Source organism: Pseudomonas kermanshahensis, from assembly GCF_014269205.2.
GTDB classification, from domain to species: domain Bacteria; phylum Pseudomonadota; class Gammaproteobacteria; order Pseudomonadales; family Pseudomonadaceae; genus Aquipseudomonas; species Aquipseudomonas kermanshahensis.
This window is the reverse complement of record NZ_JABWRY020000001.1, coordinates 3,549,638-3,568,116: the sequence shown is the minus strand read 5'-3', so window position 1 is coordinate 3,568,116 and position 18,479 is coordinate 3,549,638. Positions and strand designations below refer to the sequence as shown.

The window sequence follows — 18,479 nt, the reverse complement described above, 5'->3', positions numbered from 1 at the left end:
CTGCCTCCTCAGCGGCTTTGCCAGCCAGACAAGCGCCGCTCCACGCGGCGCAGGGCAAAATCCAGGGTGAAGCCGATCACACCGGTGATCACCACCCCGACCATCACGACATCGATACGCAGCATCTGCCGGCCCATTTCGATCATCTGCCCCAGCCCGCTGTCGGCGGCCAGCAGCTCGCAGGCCACCAGTACCACCCAGGCGCGGGTCAACGCCACGCGCAGGCCGGTGACGATCGCGGGCACGGCAGCGGGCAGGGCAATACGGCCGACCAACGTGGTCCAGCGCAGGCGGTACACCGCTGCGACCTCGAAGTGACTGCGCGGGATCGCGCGTACCCCTTCACAGGTGGCCAAGGCCACGGGGAAGAACGCGGTCTTGGCGACGATGACGATCTTGAAGGTTTCATCGACGCCAAACAGCAGCACGAACATCGGGATCAAGGCGATGCTGGGCACTTGGCGAAGCGTGTGAAACAGCGGTGCGCAGTAGGCCTCCACGGTGTATGACAAGGCCAGTGCCGTGCCGAATGCCAGGCCGCCGAGCGCGCCGCCGACAAAGCCCAGGGCCAGACGCGAAAGGCTGCCGGATAGGTGCTCCTGCAGCTCGCCGGTGGCCAGCAGTTCGGTGAAGCTGTGCCAGACCTCCAGCGGTGGCACCAGCAGGTTGACAGGGAACAGCCCAGCGTTGGCCAGCACGGCCCAGAGTGCGAGCAGGGCTGCAGGTGAGATCAACCAGGAGAGGGGCGAGAGCAAGCGCATGGCGGGCCTTGGGGGAGCAGACGATACAAAGGGCTATCGCAAGAGCTGTGCCAGGCGCTGAAGGCCCGGAAATACGGGGGATGAAAAGGAGGTGATGCTGGAGCAGCACAGGGCTGCTGCTCCAGCAGCAGGTCGTCAGCACTACGTTCTGGCTTCTTCGCGGGCAAGCCCGCTCCCACAAGTACGCAGAGTACAAAGATCGCAAGCGAGTTGCTGACCCTGTGAGAGCAACTGTCTTGTGGTGCTTGTTCTGGCCTCATCGCTGGCAAGCCAGCTCCCACAGGTGCGGCGCTAGCTTTGGAGGCTACACGGTTCGGGTGGGAGCGGGCTTGCCCGCGAAGATGCCAGCGCGGTCGCTGATCAGAAATCGTAACTGACGCTGGTGTAGTAGAACGCCCCCTGCGCTCCCTCGGGGCTGGTGATGGAATACTTCGGCACCCCATACAGCTGCGCGCCTTCGAGCTTGTCTGGGTGGCTGTCGAACAGGTTGATCGCGCCCGCCGACAAGGTCAGTCCCAGGTCGAAGCGGTACGACACATCCAGGTCGGTCACCCACTGCGCCGCAAACGTCTGGTCCAGCGCCGGGTTGGCGGCGTTGCGGCTCTGCCATTCGCCATAACGGCGTTGGGCCACGGTGACGCTCCAGCCGTCATACAGCCAGTTGGCGCTCAGGGTCAGTTTGTCCTTGGGCGTACCGTCCTCGATCAGGCCTTGGGTGTTGCGGCCGATGATCTGGTTGCCGGGGATGCTGCCCACGTCGTCCAGCCCGGTGATACGGGTGTTGTTGCGCGCATAGCCGCCGTTGAAGTCCAGCCGGCCCCAACCGCCCAGCTCTAGCTGGTAGTGGCCGGCCAGCTCGAAGCCATCCGTGCGGGTGTCGGCGATGTTGGTGTAGAACGCCGCACTCTGGATATTGGCGTAGGGCGTGCCGGCAAAAATCGGCGTGACCACTGACGACGGCAACTGGTCGGACAAGGTGATGCGGTTGTCGATGTCGATGCGGTAGGCATCCAGCGTCACCGAAGCGTTGGGCAGCGGGCGCCAGACCAGGCCCACGGAGAAGTTGGTCGACTCTTCGGGCTTGAGCGACTTGCCACCCAACAGCGCCGCTTCCGGGCTGTCGGCTCGCAGGGTGCGCTGTTGCACCTCGACCCAGTTGCCACTGCCCGGCGGTTGCTCCACCACCTGCACGCTGAACGAGGACAACCCGCTCTGCACCAGTGAAGGCGCGCGGTAGCCGGTGCTGGCGCTGGCCCGGGCGGCGATTTCGGGTGTGAAGTCATAGCGCAGCGACAGTTTGCCGTTGGTGGTGTCGCCAAAGTCCGAGTAGTGCTCGCTACGTACCGCCACGCCGGCCTGGAATTTCTCGGTGAACTGGGCTTCGACATCCAAGTAGGCGCCGATCACCCGGCGGTCGAGCGAGACGGCATCGACCTGGGTGATGCCCGAGTAATAACCGGGAATACGCCGGCCAGAAACCGGGTCGACGGTGTTGAACAGCGGCCCGTTGGACCAGCCGGCGGCGTCACCCTCGGTCAGGTCGAAGTTCTCCTGGCGCCAGGCCAGCCCTGCTGAAACGGTCAGTGGCTTGAACAGCCAGTCGTTGGCGAAGTCGCGTGTCCAGTCCAGGGTCAGGTTGGTCTGGTCGGCTTCGCGCCGGCCGGTGTAGATGGTCGAGGGGCTGGCGGTGCCCCAGCTGGGGTTGATGGCGTCGCGGTCGGTGGAGTCGACGCGGTTGTTGCCGTAGTTCAGCGCCAGGTCGAAATTGCCCAGTGCTTCATTCTCCAGGCGCAGGCCACTGGTGACGGCGAAGTCTTCCAGGCCATAGCGGGTTATTGGCAAGCGGCCGTCGGGGTAGCGCGCCAGCGCCACGCTGCCGTAGTTGTTACGCAGGGTGGTGGGCGGGTCGAAAAAGTTCTCGGCGTCGGTGTTCTTGTGCGCGTAGGTGGCGAAGCCATAAGCGCTAAGGCCCTCGCTCAGGCCCATCTCGGCGTTGGCGGTGAAGTTGTACTGGTCCGAGACGTTGCCCGAGCCCCAGCGCCAGTTGCGGTAGCGGTTGTTCTGCTCACGCGGGGTGTCGATGCTGGTCGAGCCGGGATAGAACAGGCGGTTGTCGTCGCGCGTGTCGCTGGCTGGGTCCTGGCTGCCAGCGTCGAAGGCCAGGGTAAGGAAGCCGTCGTTGGGCAGGGTAAAGCCTTTCCAGCCACTGAGCTTGCGTTGCAGGCCATCGCCTTTCTTGTAGCCGCCGAAGCGGTAGCCGGCGTTGCCGCCGTCGTCGCGTTCCTTGAGGACGATGTTGATCACCCCGGCGATGGCGTCCGAACCGTATTGGGCGGCGGCGCCATCGCGCAGGATCTCTACCCGCTCGATGGCCGACAGCGGGATCAAGCTGAGGTCCACTGCCGCCGCGCCGCGGGCGTTGACCAGGCCTTGGCGGGTAACGTTGGCGCTGGTGTGGCGGCGTTTGCCGTTGACCAGCACCAGCACCTGGTCGGAAGCCAGGCCGCGCAGCGAGGCGCCCTGGGCGATGGAGCCGGCAAAGGCGCCTTGTGGCGATTGCGGGAAGCTGAACGACGGTGACAAGGCCGTGAGCGCGGCGGACAGGTCGCTGGCGCCGGTTTCCTGCAGTTTTTCGCCACTCAGGACGTCGACGGGCGCAGCGCTTTGCAGGGCGGTGACGTCGCTGCGGTGGGTGCCGACCACGACCACGGTGTCGAGGTTGGTGGCGGGTTCGGCGGCGAATGCGGGCACGGCAAGGCTGCCGATGGCCAGGGCGATGGCGCTGGCCAAGGGGGTGTGGTGGGGCATGGGGATGTCCTTTTAGAAGGCGTGGGTGCCTTGGGGCTGCACAGCAGCCCCAAAGGCAGAAAAATCAGAAGCGGCTGGTGACACTCAGCCCGACCGTGCGTGGGTCGCCATAGGTGATCACGTACTGCCCGGCAGTCCCGTTAGGCCGGCCATGCACCTGGTAGCGGCGGTCGGTGAGGTTGTTGACGAAGCCGGTCACGCTCAGCTTGTCGTCGGGGCTGAACCAGGTCAGGCGGGCGTTGGCCAGGGTGTAGTGGGGCTGGCTGAGGGTTTCGTCAGCGCTGCTCTGGCGGTCGGCAAGGAAGTATTCCTTGTCGCGGAAACTCACGTCGCCGCCGGCTACCAGCTTGCCGCCGACCTGCAACGGAAAGGTGTAGTCGGCACCCAGCGACACCACGTTGCGTGGCGAGCGCACGAAGCTGTTGCCGCTGTAGTCGCCGGTCACCGCGCCAGTGGTGGGGTTGGTGTTCTTGAAGTCGGTGTATTCGGTGTCGAGGAAGGACACCGCCGCACGCACGTGCAGGCGGTCGGTCGGCTGGCCTTCGATCTCCAGCTCCGCCCCTTTTACCTTGCCCTTGGCGCCGTTGGTCAAGGCGGTGGTGAGCACGCCGTTGTTGACCGTCAGCAGGTTCACCTGAATGTCCTTGTAGTCGTAGTAGAAGACGTTGGCGTTAACCGTCAGGCGGCGGTCGAACCACTCGGATTTCAGGCCCAACTCGTAGGCATCCAGCTCTTCCGGGTCCACCGTGGTCAGCTGTGCAAGGCTGGTCGATAGCCCTGTGTTGAAGCCACCAGAGCGGAAGCCATGGGCATAGCGGAAGAACACCCGCAGGTTGTCGTTGATGCGGTACTCGGGGGTCAGGTCGTAAGTCCAGGCTTCCCAAGTCTTGTCTTCCTGGCGATTGCCGTTGGTGCCCACGCCTGCCAGCGGGATCAGCGGGCCGTTGGCGGTGGTGCGGGTCAACTGGGTCAGGTCCAGGTCGATGTCTTTTTTCTCCTGGGTCCAGCGCAGGCCACCCGTCACGCTGAAGTCATCGGTGAAGTCGTAGGTGAGGTTGCCAAACAGCGCGTAGCTGTCGGTGCGGTGGTCATAGCCCAGGTCGCGGAACGCGGTGGTGCCGACCTGGTTCGAACCGGTGCCGTTGGGTGTCGGGCCCGGGGTGACGATGCGCTGGGCCGCGCTGTCGAGGTCCTCATGGAAGTAGTGCGCGCCTGCCAGCCAGTGCAGCGGGCGGTCTTCCGGCGATGCCAGGCGCAGCTCCTGCGACCACTGGCGGTAGCTGTTGTCGGTGATCGACGCGCCGTTGACCTCGTATGGGGTGTAGTCGGCGTCGCTGGTCGAGCGGTTGCGGATGTAGTCGTAGGCGCTGATCGAGGTCAGGGTGTAGTCGCCCAGGTACCAGTTGAAGGTCAGCGACGCGCCGTCGTGGTCGAGGCGGTAGTCCTCGTTGACGTTGAGCGAAATGTCGCGGCCATTGGGGCGCTCGTAACCGACGTTGTAGTAGCGGCCCACCGGCAGCGAGCCGTTGCTGCCATCGCCCTTGAACTGGCGGCTGTGCAGCTTCAGCAAGGCGTCCAGGTCGGGGTTGAGCTGGGCGAGGAACTGCAGGCGGATGGCTTTCTTGTTGACGTCGCCATAGGTGTTGCCGTCGAAGTCGTTGTGCTGGAAGCCATCGCGTTCTTCGGAGTACAGCGACACCCGGCCGGCCAGTTTTTCGTCCACCAGCGCGCCGCCGATGGCACCGGTGAGGATCCGTTCGTTCTTGCTGCCGACGCCGACTGTGCCGTAGCCGTCGGTGTCGAAGGTCGGCTTCTTCGAGATCACGTTGACCGCGCCCGCCGTGGTGTTCTTGCCATACAGGGTGCCCTGCGGCCCGCGCAGGATCTCGATGCGTTCGAGGTCGAACAGCGGGCCGCCGCCGGCGATCGGTGCATTGAGGTAGACGTCGTCGGCGTAGATGCCCACTGGGTAGACCGTCGCGGCGCCGGTGTCACCGGTGCCCAGGCCACGGATGTACCACCGCGGCCGGCCATCGCCGTCGGGGTTCTTGGCCGAGGCGTTGGGCACGAAGGTGGTGATGTCGCCCATCGAGCGCACGCCGTCGGCAGTGATGCTGGTGCCCTTGATCGCCGACACGGCGACCGGGACTTCCTGCAGGGTCTGCTCGCGGTGCTGGGCCGTGACGGTGACGGTTTCCAGGGCGGGCTCGGTCTTGGCGTCTTCGTTGGCGGCGACGGCCTGGCCGCCGGTGCCGGCCAGCAGCAGCGCGAGGCTGATCTGGCGGGCCAGTGGGTGGAGCTGGTGCATGGTGAATCTCCCCGTATGTAAAGCGTTGTTGGGGAGAGCTAGAGCAGGGACTGTGCCATGTTTGTAAGTTTTTGAATTATATGAATTTAATTGGTTTTTTAGGGGGCTGTTGCCGGTAGGGCAGCAGTGGGGTGCTTGGCGGGTGCTGCTGGGGCAGCAGCGTTTGGTTGAGCGTGTTGGGGCCGCGTTGCGGCCCTATCGCCGGCAAGCCGGCTCCCACCCGAACTGTGTAGCCTCCAAGGCTAGCGCCGCACCTGTGGGAGCGGGCTGGTCCCGCGAATGGGGCGCATAGCGCCCCCAGGGTCACACAGCCAACCGCGAAGTCGAGCCGATCACACGCTCCAGCACGCTGAAGTCGATCCACTCCCGCACATCGAACCGGCGCGGTATGAACCCCCACCTGAACAGGAACTCGGTAAAGTCCTGCAGCGCATCGATCGAGCGGCTGTCCAGGGTCGTGCGCAAGCGCCGGTGGGCATCGTCGCCATAAGCCGCGGCCACCCAGTACTCGCTGGTGTTCAGCTCACGGGCAAGGAAGCGCCGGGTCTCTTCCGGGTTGGCCCACGCCCACTGCTCGGTGCGCAACACCGTGTCGACCAGTGTACGGCTGGCATCGAAGTGCTCTTCCAGCAAATGCCGGTCCACGGTCAAGGTGCGCGGTGTGCCGTTGTTGCTGCGGATCAGCGGGTCGGGGTGGCTGCCGGTATCGACGACTACACGCAGGCCAAACTCGTGGGCCAGGTGCACCGCATGGGCGCCCTTGAGGAAGATCGCGTCGATGTCGCCGCGCAGCAGGCCGATCAGTTCGTTGTTGCGGCGGCTGAAACGGCTGGTGTCCAGGCTCACTTCGGCGCCATACAGGTGCTGCTTGGCGTCGTCGCTGTAGGTACCGCCGTAGGGGTAGTCGACCAGTTCGACATCCGCCACGCTCAAGCCTTCGAGCTTCAGCGCGTTTTCCAGCCCGCGCAGGGCCTGGGCGCGGGTGAAATCGATCTGCACGTTGGCCCACTTGGGCAAGCCGAAGCGGCGGTTTTTCAGGTCGCGGATACTGCGCACACCGCTTTCTTCGGTGGTCAGGATCAGTTGCACTTCATCGCTCCACGACAACCCCAGCACGCGGGTCTCGACACCACTGGCGTAGGCCCAGATTGCTGGGATGTTGCCGCCGTGGCGTACTGAGTTCTGCAGGTGGTGGTCGTAGTGGGCTTCGCGCACTTCCCGTTCGCTGGATTCGCGCAATGACTGGATGTTGGTGCCGAACGGCGCAAAGGCCTCGGCCAGGCGCCCGGATTGCACGGCGATGCCGAGCCCGGTGGGCACAGGGCTGTGGGTGTACCAGAGCGTTTCCAATGGCTTGGTCATGGGGTAACGGGCTTCCTGTCCAGGGGAGTGGGGGCCAGCAAGTGGTCCAGGGGTTGGCGGGCGATCCAGTCACGTACCTCGAACCGGTTGGGGATGAAGCGCCAGCGTTTGAGAAATTCGACAAAATCCTGCAGGGCGTCGATAGCCTGGTCATCCAGGCGGGTGCTTAGGCGCAGGTGGGCATCGGCGCCGTACGCGACCGTGACCCAGTATTCGCTGCTGTTGGTTTCACGGGCCAGGTAGCGGCGGGTTTCGTCCGGGTGTTGATGGGCCCAGCGTTCGGCGCGCAGTACGGACGAGAGCAGGGTGCGCACCACCTGCGGGTGTTGCGCCAACAGGTGGCTGTCCACGGCGAGGGTGCGCGGCGTGCCGTTGTTGCTGCGGATCAACGGGTCGGGGTGGCTGCCGGTGTCTATGACCGTGTGCAGGGCAAAGGCATGGGCCAGTTGCACGGCGCTCGCGCCCTTGAGAAAGATCGCATCGACCTCGCCGCGCAACAGCCCGGCCAACTCCAGGTTGCGGCCTTCGCTTTGCGTGCTGGACACCGGTGTACCCGCCACATTGCGCACTGGGCGGTCGCTGAAGGTGCCGTCGTAGCGGTAGTTGACCAGCGCGACGTCGCCCACTTGCAGGCCTTCGAGTTTCAGGGCGTTTTCCAGCCCGCGCAGGGCTTGTGCGCGGGTGAAGTCGATCTGCGCCGAGGCCCAGTCGGGCAGGCCGAAGCGCCGGCCCTTGAGGTCCTTGACCGTGTGGATGCCGCTGTCCGGGCGGGTCAGGATCAACTGCGCTTCATCGGCCCACGACAGGCCGATCACACGGGTTTCGCGGCCTTGCGCGCGGGCCCAGATGGCCGGGATGCTGCCACCGTGGCGGACCGAGTTGAGCAGGCTGTGGTCGAAGTGCGATTCGCGCACGGCCTGCTGGTCGGCTTCGCGCAGGGATTGTACCTGGGTGCCAAGGCTGGCCAGGTCATCCTGCAGCCAGCCTTGCTGCACGGCGATGCCCAGGCCGGTGGGGACTGGACAGCGGGTGTACCAAAGGGTATCGAGGGGTGTGCTCATGTTCCGGCTCCGTCGGGTTCAGGCGCTGGCCTTGAAGGGGGTGGTGGCGGCAGCCTGTTGCACCAGGGGCAGCACTTCCTGGCCGATGCGCAAGGCTTCTTCCAGGTGCGGGTTGCTGGCCAGAATGAACGTGCTGAAACCCGCATCACGGTATTCGGCCAGGCGCTCGGCGATGTTCTGGTGGCTGCCCACCAGGCCCACGGTCGGGCCGGGCTTGGCCTTGGCGAAGCCGGCCCACAGGTTGCGCGCCAGGATCAGTTCGTCGAAGCCTTGCAAGCCTTGGTGATAGGCCGCCTGGCGAGCGCCGCCGACCGAGTCGGAGCCGGTCACGAAGCCCTTGGCCGAGGCGCTGGCCTTGCCTTCCAGGCGCTCGAACTGCTGGCGCAATTCCCGCCACGCCTGTTCCTCGGTCTCACGGGCGAACAGGTCGACGCGCAGGCCGAAGCGCACGGTGCGCCCTTGTTTGTCGGCCAGTTCCCTGACCCGCTCGATGTGCGGTTTGAGCGTGTCGATCGGCTCGGCCCAGTTGAGGTACACATCGGCGTGGCGCGCCGCCACGTCCAGCGCTGCATCGGAAAACCCGGAGAAGTACACGCCCGGTTTGCGCTCGTGCTGCAGGCCGGGTGGCAGGCTGCCGTTTTCCAGGCGATAGATGTCGCCGTCGTAGGAAAATTTGTCCTGTGCCCATAGGCCCTGGATCACGTCGAGGAACTCACCGGTGCGCTTGTAGCGCAGGTCATGTTCGAGGAAGTCGCCGTTGGCCCGCTGGCTGGCCGGGTTGCCGCCGGTGATGATGTTCCAGTCCAGCCTGCCACCGCTGAGGTTTTGCAGGATCGCAGCCTGCTGTGCCGCATAGGCGGGCAAGGTCCAGGTGGCCTGGAACGCGATCAGAAAGCGTATGCGGCGGGTTTCGCGGGCCAGCGCTGCAGCAGCGATCCACGGCTCGGGGCCGGTGGGCAGCAAGGCACCCTCGAAACCTGCCAGCTCGGCGGCCTTGGCCACCTGGGCGATGTAGTCGATGTAGGTAAAGCCGTCGCTTTCGCCGTTGGGCAGGCGACCGGGGGCGATGTTGCCGGGGCGGTGCTGCGGGTTGCCACGGTTGTGGCGGTCGGTGGACAACTGCGGGCCATCGGTGCCCAAGGGCAGGCGCCAGAAAAATTCGGTGGTCATGGGGGCTCCTGAAGGGGAGGTTGTGCGGATGGGGAGGGTGGTGCAACGGCTGTGCCATGCGTGGCGTTGGGCTTGTGCGGCGGGGGCTTGCGGTGCAGGAGATGGGTGGGGTGCTGCTGTGGCAGCAACCGGGAAGCAGTGGATGCTGGGAGAGCAGCATGGGGGCTGCGGGGGGCAGGGCTTGAGTTTTGCGGTGCCTGGGAGATCGAGCGCCGCCCGCGCGGCGCATCGCGAGCAACGCTCGCTCCTACGTTTGTTTCGGGCCAATCATTCCTGGGGCAAACGCGCGCGACCGCCTTGGCTAATGGCTCGGTACTGCGTCGAACAAACAAGGCGTTCGCGCGCGCCTGTCACAGGCGTTATTGGCCGAAAACAAACGTAGGAGCGAGCGTTGCTCGCGATGCGCCGCGCGGGCGGCGCTCGATCTCCCAGGCGCTGCACCTCCCAAACCTTACACCTGGCACGACTCGCCCCTCTCGGCCACAACCTCCCCGGCACTGCGCAAGTACGCCTCATACAACGCCGCATAAGCCCCCCCACGCTCAATCAGCTCGGCATGCGCCCCTTGCTCCACCACCTGCCCATGGCGGACCACGGCGATGCGGTCGGCATCGCGGATGGTCGCCAGGCGGTGGGCGATGATGATCGCCGTGCGCCCTTGGCAAAGCCGCCGCAAGGCCTGCTGGATACGCCGCTCGGTGTGCACATCCACCGCCGAGGTGGCCTCGTCTAGCACCAGTACCGCCGGGTCGGCCAGGTAGGCGCGCACCAGGCACACCAGTTGCCGTTGGCCATGGCTCAGGTGCGCGCCCAGGGGCCCGACTTCGGTGTGGTAGCGCTGCGGCAGGCGTTCGAGCACTTCGTCTGCACCCAGTTCGCGGGCGGCTGCCACCAGGCGTGCATCGTCGGCACCAGGTGCTGCCAGGCGCAGGTTGTCGAGGATGCTGCCGCTGAACAGCACGTTGTCCTGCAGCACCACGCCGACGTTGCGCCGCAGGTCATGCTGGGCCAGTTCGCGCAGGTCGATGCCGTCCAGTTTCACGGCGCCGCGTTGCACTTCGTAGAAACGCGTCAGCAACTGCACCAAGGTACTTTTGCCATGCCCGGACGGGCCGACGATGGCCAACACTTCACCGGCGCGGATGTGCAGGTCGAGGCCATCGATCACCGGGCGCGGGCCGTTTGGGGTGTAGGCGAAGCCTACCTGTTCGAAGTCCACCTGGCCGCGTGCCCTGGCCAGCGGGCGGTGTGATTGCGGGTCGAGTACCTGTGGGCGGGTGTCGAGCAGCAGGAAGATCCGCTGCGCCGACGCACTGCCGGTGGCATAGCGCTCGAACAGGTCCGACAGCTCTTGCAGTGGCCCCAGGAACAGGAACACGTAGAACAGGCTCTCGGCCACCTGGCCGACAGTGACCTTGCCTTCGGCCAGGCCGTGGGCGCCTACCAGCAGCAATACGGCCATGCCTGCCGTGCTCAGCAGTGCCGTGAACGGCGCGAACCAGCCGGCGCGCAGGCTGCCGCGGATCAGGGCCTGATTGAAGTCCTCGAGCAGGCGCCGGTAGCGCGTCTGGTTTTTTTGTTCCTGGCCACATTGCTGAATCAAGCGCACGCCGCTGACGCTCTCGACCAGGTGCGCGGTGAAGCGGCTGCGCTGTTCGGCGACCTTGGCCCAGTTGCGTTGCGACACCCGTTTGAAGCGCCAGGTGGCCAACGCCAGCAGTGGCACCGTGGCGGCCAGGCTGTAGAAGAAGCTCGGCTCGATGCGCCACAGCATCACCGCCGCCAGGCCGCAGCGCAGCAGGGCGCCGAGCAGTTCTGGCGGGCCTTGCACCAACAACGGTTCGAGCGCATCGACATCACGGTCAACGCGAGAAATGATGCGCCCGGCGCGGGTCTGGTCGAAGTAGCTCACCGACAGCGCCTGCACGTGGGCAAACACCTTCACCCGCAGGTCGTTGAGCACGCGGATCGCCGCCCGCCCAGCAATGAACTGCGACACGCCTGCCAGCAGGAAGCGCCCCAGCCAGCTGGCCGCCAGGCCCAGGCCGAGCCACAGCACCAGGCGTTCGTCCAGCAACCAGTGATCGGCGCTGGCCACCAACCCCTTGTCGAGCAGCTCGCGGACGAACCAGGGCCGCAGGAACACGGTGAACACCAGCAGCAGTTCGATGCCGATCACCGCCAGGATTTGCCGGCGAATGGGCCGCAGCAGCGGCAACAGGCGGTGGAACATGCCACGGTCCAGGGCCTGGCGCGCCAGGTGCTGCTCGATCTCGATATCGCTGGGGGCGTTGTTGGGTGCATTACTCATGGTCGATCCCCAGCAGGTCGCGGTAGTGGGCATTGTTCGCGCTCAGCTCGGCATGGGTGCCACTGGCGCTGATGCGGCCGTTCTCCAGCATCAGTACCCGGTCGGCCAACAGCAGGGTCGAAAGGCGGCTGGTGATCAGCAGCAAGGTCGGCCCCTGGCCCGTGTCACCGCGCAGGCGGCGGATGTTGTGCAGCACCTGGCGCTCACCCAGGGCATCCAGGGCGCTGGTGGCGTCGTCCAGGCACAGGATGTCCGGCGCGCCGAGCAGTGCGCGGGCAAGGCACAGGCGTTGGCGCTGGCCGCCGGAGAGGGTCACGCCACGGTCGCCCAACGGCGTGTCGAGGCCATGGGGCAAGCGTTCGAGTACATCGTCTGCCGCCGCCAGGCGCAGCCCTTCGCGCAACTCAGCGGCGCTGGCATCGGCTGCCGCCAGGCGCAGGTTGGCCGCCAGGCTGTCAGAGAACAGGAAGCTTTCTTGCGGCAACACCTGGACGCGTCGGCGCAGGTCGGCCAGGTCGAGCGCGCGCACATCCTGCCAGCCCATTGCGTCACTGCCGACCAGCACGGCGCCGCCTTGCACGTCGGCCAGGCGCGGCAGCAGGCTGGCCAGCAGGCTCTTGCCGGTGCCCGTGGCGCCGACCAGTGCCACCACCTCGCCGGGCTGCAGGGTCAGCGAGCAGTCCTGCAGGATGGCGCGCTCGCCCGTAGGGGCGCTGACGCGCACCTGGGCCAGTTTCAGGCCCAATGGCCCAGGGGGCAGGGTGGCCTGGCCGCCAAGGATCGCCGGTTGCTCGTCCAGCAGTTGCCAGATGCGCTCGGCGCTGGCGCGGGCATCGGCGAAGGTCTGCATGACCCGGCCGATGCCTTCGATACGGAACACCAGCGTGGTGGCCACCAGCAGCGAAGTGACCAGCTCGCCGATGCCCAGCGCGCCCGCCGCCACGCGGTGGGCGCCGTACACCAGGATCCACACATGCCCCAGCGCTACCACCGCCTGTGGCAGCGGGATGCGTGAGCTGGCATAGGCCAGGGCCGCGCGCGCGTGGCCGGTGAACACGCCAACCTGGTGGGCGAACCGCTCGATGCGCTGGCCCTCCAGGCCGAACGCCTTGATCACGCGCACGCCACCGATGCCTTCTGCCAGGTCCTGGCTGACCTGGTCGTAGGCAGCGCCCACGGCGCGATCGAGCGTGACCAGGCGATCGGTCTGCACGACGAACAGCCACAGCCCGGCCCCGGTCAACAGCAGCGGCACCAGGCCGAGCAGTGGGTCATACCAGCTCAGCAGCCCCACGGCGGCCATTACCACCAAGGGGGTTTCGATGATCTGTCGCCAGAAGGTGATCAGCGCATCGCGTACCTTGTCGGCGTCGCGGGTGGTGCGGGTCACCAGTTCACCCATGCCGTGGCGCCAGTGGTAGCCCAGGTGCAGGCGCTGGACCTGCGTGAGGATGCGCTCGCGCAGGCGCGTCAGCAGCGCCTGGCTAAGCACCAGCGACAGCACCGCGGCGGCGTATTGCAGCACACCACGGCCCAGGGCGATGGCCAGCAGCAGCCACAGCCAGTGCCAGGCCACGGCGGCATCCAGGCTGCCGTCGGGCAGGCGTACCACAGCGCGGCCAGCGCTGACATCGTCGACCGCGTGGCCGATCAGCCATTGCTGCCAGACCAGGCCAAGGTTGCCGGCGATGTACAAGGCGGTCACGAGGCCGAAGCGCCAGGGCATTTCACGGTAGATGGCCAGGGCGCGAAGAAGAGGGTGGTTCATGTAGAGGCTCGGTACTGGGGCTGCTACGCAGCCCATCGCAGGCAAGCCAGCTCCCACAGTGACGGTGGCGTGGCTTGGTGTGTGGGCGCTGGCTTGCCTGCGATGGGCCGCGCAGCGGCCCCCAGGGTTAGGTTCAACGGCGCGTTGCGCCCTGGGTTTCCTTGGCATTGAGCACGGCGGTGTACTCCCCTGGGTCGGCGCCATTGAGGTAGTAGTTGCCGACGTTGTGCAGCCGCCAGCGAATGGGGTCATGGGTGGTATGCACCCGGGCGTTGCGCCAGAAGCGGTCGAGGTTCCACTTGCTCAACGAGGCACTGGCCCCGAGCAGGGAAAACAGGTCGCTGGAGATCTTCAGTGACGCCGCATCGGAGTGGGCGCGGGCAGTGGCCACCGAGAGAATCAGTTCATCCTGCAGGGCTTTGTCCTCCGGGTCGCGCTCATGCGCGTCGAACACCCGTGCGGCATCGCGCAGTACCGACTCGGCACCGCGCAGCGCCACGGCGTACTCGCCAATCTGGCGAATCACGTGCGGCTCGTCACTGGCGCGGTCCACGCCACTTTCCACCCAGGCCCGGGCATGCTCGCGCAGGTAGTCGACGCCTGCCTGCAGCGCGCCGGCGGCGATACCGGTGTCGATGGCGGCATGAAGAATCTGCGGGAAGGTCAGCCCTGTGCGCTTCATCGGGCCGGTTCGCCGCGACAGGTAACGCTCGTCGAGCACGATCTCGTCGAAGTTGACCGTGCCGCTCACCGAGTTCTGCTGGCCGAAGGCCTGCCAGTCATCGACCAGGGTCAGCCCAGGTGTGTCGCGGTGCAGCAGCACACCGACGCCGCCGTCTTCGCTGGCGGCCGTCAGCGAGATCCAGTCGGCCAGGTAAGAGCCGGTGGAGTAGAACTTGCTGCCATTGAGCACCAGCTTGCCATCGGCGCGGCGCTCGACCCGGGTTTTCAGGGCGAACTTGTTCTTGCCGCCCACCTCGGCCAAGGCATTGCCGAAACGCTTGCCGGCCAATACGTCGGCGATCAGGCGGTCGCGCACGTCGTCGGCGTAGCTGGTGAAGATGCCGCGCAGCATCACGTTGTGGATCTGCAGCAGTTGGCCGACACCGCCGTCTGCGGTGGAGATCAGGCGCACGGTTTCGACGATGGTTTGCACCGAAGCGCCAAGGCCGCCGAATTCGGCCGGTACGGCGATGGCGGTGAGACCGCTGCTGGACAGCAGGTCGGCCTGGCGGCGCGGCAGCTGGCCGTTGTTGCTGGGGTCGGCGGCGAGCACGGCGATTTGCGCGGCGACCTCGCGGGCGGCGGCGATGGCTTCGGCTTCGCTGGTCAGGCGGTGGATAGGGCTGGGTTCGATGGCGCTCATGGGTCGTCTCGCAAGGGTCTTCAAGGGCCAGTGCGCCTGCTTCGCGGGCAAGCCCGCTCCTACAGGTGAAGTGCCGGTTTCAAGGGCAATGAAGGTCCTGTGGGAGCGGGCTTGCCCGCGAATGGCCGCACCGCGGTCCCATAGCCTTGAGCAAGTTCTTTGCCATGACTCACCAGGCCCCGTGTTGCTTGGCTTCGGGCCGCGCCTGCTGCCCCAGCAACAGCTCGCCTGCTGATCTGGCAGCACCCCGCCCGCAATCCTGCTCCGTGCCCAGCACCCAACGCCTGTAAATGACACTCAAGTCCCCGTAAATAAAGGCCTCCAGCGGTTGGCACGCACGCTGCAATAGCGCTTTCACGACGCCCAAGGAGCCACCCCATGACACTCGCTAATGCCGCAACGCAAACCGACGACCCCACTGCCCTGGACCGCATCTGGTTTACCCGCTGCCCGGTGCCCACCGCTTCGGGCATCGCCTACAAGCTGGGTTGGCTGGACGAAGAATTCGCCCCCGACGGCCTGCCGGTCTCGACCCTGCAGGAAACCCGTCAGCTCGGCCATCACCACTACGATCACCAGCTCCCGGGGCTGTTTCGCGAAGGCGGCAACGTGCCGGCCTTGGCCGCCCGTGCAGCAGGCTCACCGAGCCGGCTGATCGGCCTGACCTGGATCGAGGAATGGCAGACCATCCTGGTCCGCCCGGACTCAGGCATCCGCAACGCCGCCGACCTGCGCGGCAAGCGCCTGGCACTGCCGGCCTGGGCTGACAGCCGCCCCGGTAGCATCGCCCGGGCCATGAGCCTGCACGGCTATAAAGGCGCCCTGGCCTCGGCCGGCCTGCACCTGGACGACGTGCAACTGGTGGAAGTGGCGCTGCTCGACCAGGCCAGCGCCGCCACCCCGCAGCTGGGCCTGCAGCGCCTGTGGTCGGGCCTGGATTACCTGGCGCGCGGCGAGGTCGATGCCGTCTACGTCAAGGGCGCGGCCGCTGCCGATGCGGCGCGGCGCCTGGGCCTGGTGGTGGGCGTCGATCTCGACCTGCTAGCCGACCCGCGCCACCGAATCAACAACGGCACGCCAAGGCCGATCACCGTGCACCAGAGCCTGCTCGACAACCACTTCGAGCTGGTCGCGCGCTTCCTGGCCCAGACCCTGCGCGCTGCCGAATGGGCGGCCGGCAACCGCGATGCGCTCAACAGCTTCCTCGAGGACGAGACCCGCGCCGGCAGCCAGGGTGTTGCCGATGCTTATCGCGGCGCGTTTCACACCACCTTGGCGCCGGACCTGTCCGAGCAGCGCCTGGCGTTTCTGGGCACGCAAAAGGACTTTCTCTACCTGCATGGCTTCCTCGAAGCCGACTTCAGCATCGCCGACTGGGTCGACCCACGGCCCCTGCAGGCTGCCCATGAACTGCTGGCCCAGCGCCGCGCCTGACTTTGCATCCGCCTCCGGAGATTGAACATGACCGTACTGATCAACGAACGCCCCGTCACTGCCGAACTGCAAGCTTTCATCGACCAGGTGGTCGCCGAAGCCGAAGCGGCGTTTACCGTATTCCGCGAGACCAACACCATCACCGCCAATGGCACTGTCGGCTTCATCGAGCGTGTGCCCGGTGAAGACCTGCTGGTGTCCGTCAACTACGGCGGCCCGTGGAACCACCGCAAACCGCTGCAGGCGACCGTGACCGACTTCTCCGGCAACGTGATCGTCGGCAAGGGTAAAGGCGGGCTGGGGCGCTACACCAAACTGTTCCAGACCCACGCTGACATCACCACGATCTCGCATGTGCACAGCCCATACCTCGGCGCCTGGGCCCAGACCCACCGTACCTTGCCGTTCCACTACGTGCCGGTGCAGCGCTATCAGCTGGCGCGGGAGCTGCCGGTGTACATCGACCGGCGCCAGGCCGAGGTGGACTTCATCCTCGACAAGATCGCCGAAAACCCGTTCAACCTGGCCATTCTCGAAGCCAATGGCGGCTCGACGGTGTGGGGTAAGCAGGGGCTTCGTGCGACGGCCGAGTTCATCCTGCTGTTGGAAGAAGGCGCGCAGATTCAGCTGCTGGCCGATGCGCTGGGCGGTTCGCGGCCGTACGGGCCTGGGGTGCTGACGCAGCAGTGGAAGATGAGTGGGTTATACGAGCGCGCTACCGAGCTGGGGCTGGTGCCGGGTATCGATCGGCGCAGCTGATTCGCAGTTCCAAGCCCACCACGCCCTCCTTTGTAGGAGCAGCCTTGTGCTGCGAAGAGGCCGGCCCGCCAGATGCAGTTGCTGCGCCTGGACTGGCCTCTTCGCAGCACAAGGCTGCTCCTACAGGGGGACGAGTGACAGTTTGGTATTTCACTCCAAGCAAGGACCACTCCCATGGCAGTAAAAATCCTCTGGTACCTCACCACCCCCGACGGCCCCTATCCCTGGGAGCCCGAAGGCCGCTGGAAAACCGACTTCGAGCACCTCAAGCAACTGGCCATCGCCGCCGATCGCCTGGGCTTCTACGGCTCGCTGCTCGGCTCCAGCCCCAACGAAAGCCTTGCGGTATCGGCCGCGCTGATCGACGCCACGTCACGCCTGCGCTTTCTGGTCGCACAACACCCAGGCGAGCTGTCGCCTGCGGTGTTGGCCAAGTGGGCACTGACCTTCGACCAGTTTTCCAACGGCCGCTTGCTGTTCAATGTGGTCAACGGCAACGACGCCGGCCTGGCCACGCTGGGCGTACATTACCCTCACGATGAACGTTACGACTTCAGCCTGGAGTACTGGCGCGCGTTCCAAGGCTTTTACGCCGGTGAAACGGCAGGCTACGACGGCCGTTACGTCAAGCTCTCGCCACGCTCACCTGCGGCGGCCAGCCACCCTTTGGGCGGTTGGCACCCACCCAAGCAAAAGCCTGGCATCCCGCTGTGGGGCGCGGGCACATCGGCGCCGGGCGTGGCCCATTCGGTGCAGTTACTTGACGTCTACTTGAGCTTTGCCGATACCCCGCAAAAGCTAGGCGACAAGTTCCGCAGGGTGGCCGCCGAGGCAGCAAAAATCGGCCGCGAGCTGACCTACGGCACACGCCTGCAAGTCATCGTGCGCGAGACCGAAGAAGAAGCCTGGGCGCATGCCGAACGCCTGCTGCAGCGCACTTCGCTGGCCACCGCCCGCGCGGCCATCGAGCGTCAATTGCCGGCAGGGCAGACCCTGGACACCTACGTCAGCGACGACCCGCGCATTCAGCGCAACCTCGACAGCATTCGCGCCGGGCGCCTGCCCACTGCCCGCGAGCTGGAGATCTACCCCAACGTCTGGCTGGGCCCCAGCCTGTTCGGCTTCAACATCCTTGGCCCGGCTGCGGGCACCTACCTGGTCGGCAGCGCCGAACAGGTGGCCGAGCGCATCCGCGAGTACGAAGCCCAAGGAACGTCGGCGTTCATCCTGTCGGGCTTCCCGCTGATCGACGAAGCCCACCGGGTGGCCGACCTGCTGTTCCCGCTGCTCGACCTGGACCACGGGTTCGAGGTGCCGCGCCTGAGCGCCCGCACTAAGCCGACCGTAGCCCAACCGGCGTAAGGAGAAGGT

12 protein-coding genes are annotated in these 18,479 nt (G+C 66.1%); 3 read left to right on the top strand and 9 right to left on the bottom strand.

Translation table 11 applies throughout. From position 1 onward, the window contains the following. Positions 1–8: 8 nt before the first annotated feature. The 9 genes from HU764_RS16155 to HU764_RS16115 form a co-directional block, all read right to left on the bottom strand. Positions 9–761: an ABC transporter permease gene (locus tag HU764_RS16155; protein ID WP_186703323.1), complete on the bottom strand. Its 753-nt coding sequence runs from the start codon at positions 759–761 to the stop codon at positions 9–11. A 360-nt stretch (positions 762–1,121) separates the two neighbouring features. Beyond that, positions 1,122–3,569 carry a TonB-dependent receptor plug domain-containing protein gene (locus HU764_RS16150; RefSeq protein WP_186703322.1) on the bottom strand — a complete coding sequence of 816 codons (2,448 nt, stop codon included), beginning with the start codon at positions 3,567–3,569 and terminating at the stop codon, positions 1,122–1,124. A 64-nt stretch (positions 3,570–3,633) separates the two neighbouring features. Continuing rightward, positions 3,634–5,877, bottom strand: a complete 2,244-nt coding sequence (locus HU764_RS16145; RefSeq protein ID WP_186678658.1) for a TonB-dependent receptor — start codon at positions 5,875–5,877, stop codon at positions 3,634–3,636. A gap of 303 nt (positions 5,878–6,180) precedes the next feature. Then, positions 6,181–7,239: an ABC transporter substrate-binding protein gene (locus HU764_RS16140; RefSeq protein ID WP_027593764.1), complete on the bottom strand. Its 1,059-nt coding sequence runs from the start codon at positions 7,237–7,239 to the stop codon at positions 6,181–6,183. Beyond that, on the bottom strand, positions 7,236–8,300 hold the full coding sequence (locus HU764_RS16135) for an ABC transporter substrate-binding protein (protein WP_186678656.1): 1,065 nt from the start codon (positions 8,298–8,300) through the stop codon (positions 7,236–7,238). Before HU764_RS16135 ends, HU764_RS16140 begins: the two co-directional genes overlap by 4 nt. A gap of 18 nt (positions 8,301–8,318) precedes the next feature. Further along, positions 8,319–9,470 (bottom strand): LLM class flavin-dependent oxidoreductase, encoded by a 1,152-nt coding sequence (locus HU764_RS16130; RefSeq protein ID WP_186703321.1) that lies wholly within the window; start codon positions 9,468–9,470, stop codon positions 8,319–8,321. 451 nt (positions 9,471–9,921) lie between these two features. Continuing rightward, positions 9,922–11,781: an ABC transporter ATP-binding protein gene (locus HU764_RS16125; protein ID WP_186703320.1), complete on the bottom strand. Its 1,860-nt coding sequence runs from the start codon at positions 11,779–11,781 to the stop codon at positions 9,922–9,924. Next, a complete protein-coding gene (locus tag HU764_RS16120) occupies positions 11,774–13,549 on the bottom strand; it encodes an ABC transporter ATP-binding protein (RefSeq protein WP_186703319.1) in 1,776 nt (591 codons plus the stop codon). Before HU764_RS16120 ends, HU764_RS16125 begins: the two co-directional genes overlap by 8 nt. A 133-nt stretch (positions 13,550–13,682) precedes the next feature. Then, positions 13,683–14,915 (bottom strand): acyl-CoA dehydrogenase family protein, encoded by a 1,233-nt coding sequence (locus HU764_RS16115; RefSeq protein WP_186678643.1) that lies wholly within the window; start codon positions 14,913–14,915, stop codon positions 13,683–13,685. Positions 14,916–15,293: 378 nt separating this feature from the next. Between HU764_RS16115 and HU764_RS16110 the strand changes: the two genes are divergently transcribed. The 3 genes from HU764_RS16110 to HU764_RS16100 all read left to right on the top strand — a co-directional run bounded on the left by HU764_RS16110 (position 15,294) and on the right by HU764_RS16100 (position 18,470). Then, entirely contained in the window at positions 15,294–16,349 is a 1,056-nt protein-coding gene (locus HU764_RS16110) for an ABC transporter substrate-binding protein (protein ID WP_186703318.1), read from the top strand. Between the two features lie 27 nt (positions 16,350–16,376). Beyond that, positions 16,377–17,108, top strand: a complete 732-nt coding sequence (locus HU764_RS16105) for a class II aldolase/adducin family protein (RefSeq protein ID WP_099453605.1) — start codon at positions 16,377–16,379, stop codon at positions 17,106–17,108. Between the two features lie 174 nt (positions 17,109–17,282). Continuing rightward, a complete protein-coding gene (locus tag HU764_RS16100; RefSeq protein ID WP_027593756.1) occupies positions 17,283–18,470 on the top strand; it encodes an LLM class flavin-dependent oxidoreductase in 1,188 nt (395 codons plus the stop codon). The last annotated feature ends 9 nt before the right edge of the window (positions 18,471–18,479 follow it).

Excerpts from the sequence above, each read along its gene's own strand:
- HU764_RS16145 (WP_186678658.1), bottom strand. The coding sequence starts at position 5,877 with ATGCACCAGCTCCACCCACTGGCCCGCCAGATCAGCCTCGCGCTGCTG.
- HU764_RS16140 (WP_027593764.1), bottom strand. The coding sequence starts at position 7,239 with ATGACCAAGCCATTGGAAACGCTCTGGTACACCCACAGCCCTGTGCCC.
- HU764_RS16130 (WP_186703321.1), bottom strand. The coding sequence starts at position 9,470 with ATGACCACCGAATTTTTCTGGCGCCTGCCCTTGGGCACCGATGGCCCG.
- HU764_RS16135 (WP_186678656.1), bottom strand. The coding sequence starts at position 8,300 with ATGAGCACACCCCTCGATACCCTTTGGTACACCCGCTGTCCAGTCCCC.
- HU764_RS16150 (WP_186703322.1), bottom strand. The coding sequence starts at position 3,569 with ATGCCCCACCACACCCCCTTGGCCAGCGCCATCGCCCTGGCCATCGGC.
- HU764_RS16155 (WP_186703323.1), bottom strand. The coding sequence starts at position 761 with ATGCGCTTGCTCTCGCCCCTCTCCTGGTTGATCTCACCTGCAGCCCTG.
- HU764_RS16110 (WP_186703318.1), top strand. The coding sequence starts at position 15,294 with ATGACACTCGCTAATGCCGCAACGCAAACCGACGACCCCACTGCCCTG.
- HU764_RS16115 (WP_186678643.1), bottom strand. The coding sequence starts at position 14,915 with ATGAGCGCCATCGAACCCAGCCCTATCCACCGCCTGACCAGCGAAGCC.
- HU764_RS16125 (WP_186703320.1), bottom strand. The coding sequence starts at position 11,781 with ATGAGTAATGCACCCAACAACGCCCCCAGCGATATCGAGATCGAGCAG.
- HU764_RS16100 (WP_027593756.1), top strand. The coding sequence starts at position 17,283 with ATGGCAGTAAAAATCCTCTGGTACCTCACCACCCCCGACGGCCCCTAT.
- HU764_RS16105 (WP_099453605.1), top strand. The coding sequence starts at position 16,377 with ATGACCGTACTGATCAACGAACGCCCCGTCACTGCCGAACTGCAAGCT.
- HU764_RS16120 (WP_186703319.1), bottom strand. The coding sequence starts at position 13,549 with ATGAACCACCCTCTTCTTCGCGCCCTGGCCATCTACCGTGAAATGCCC.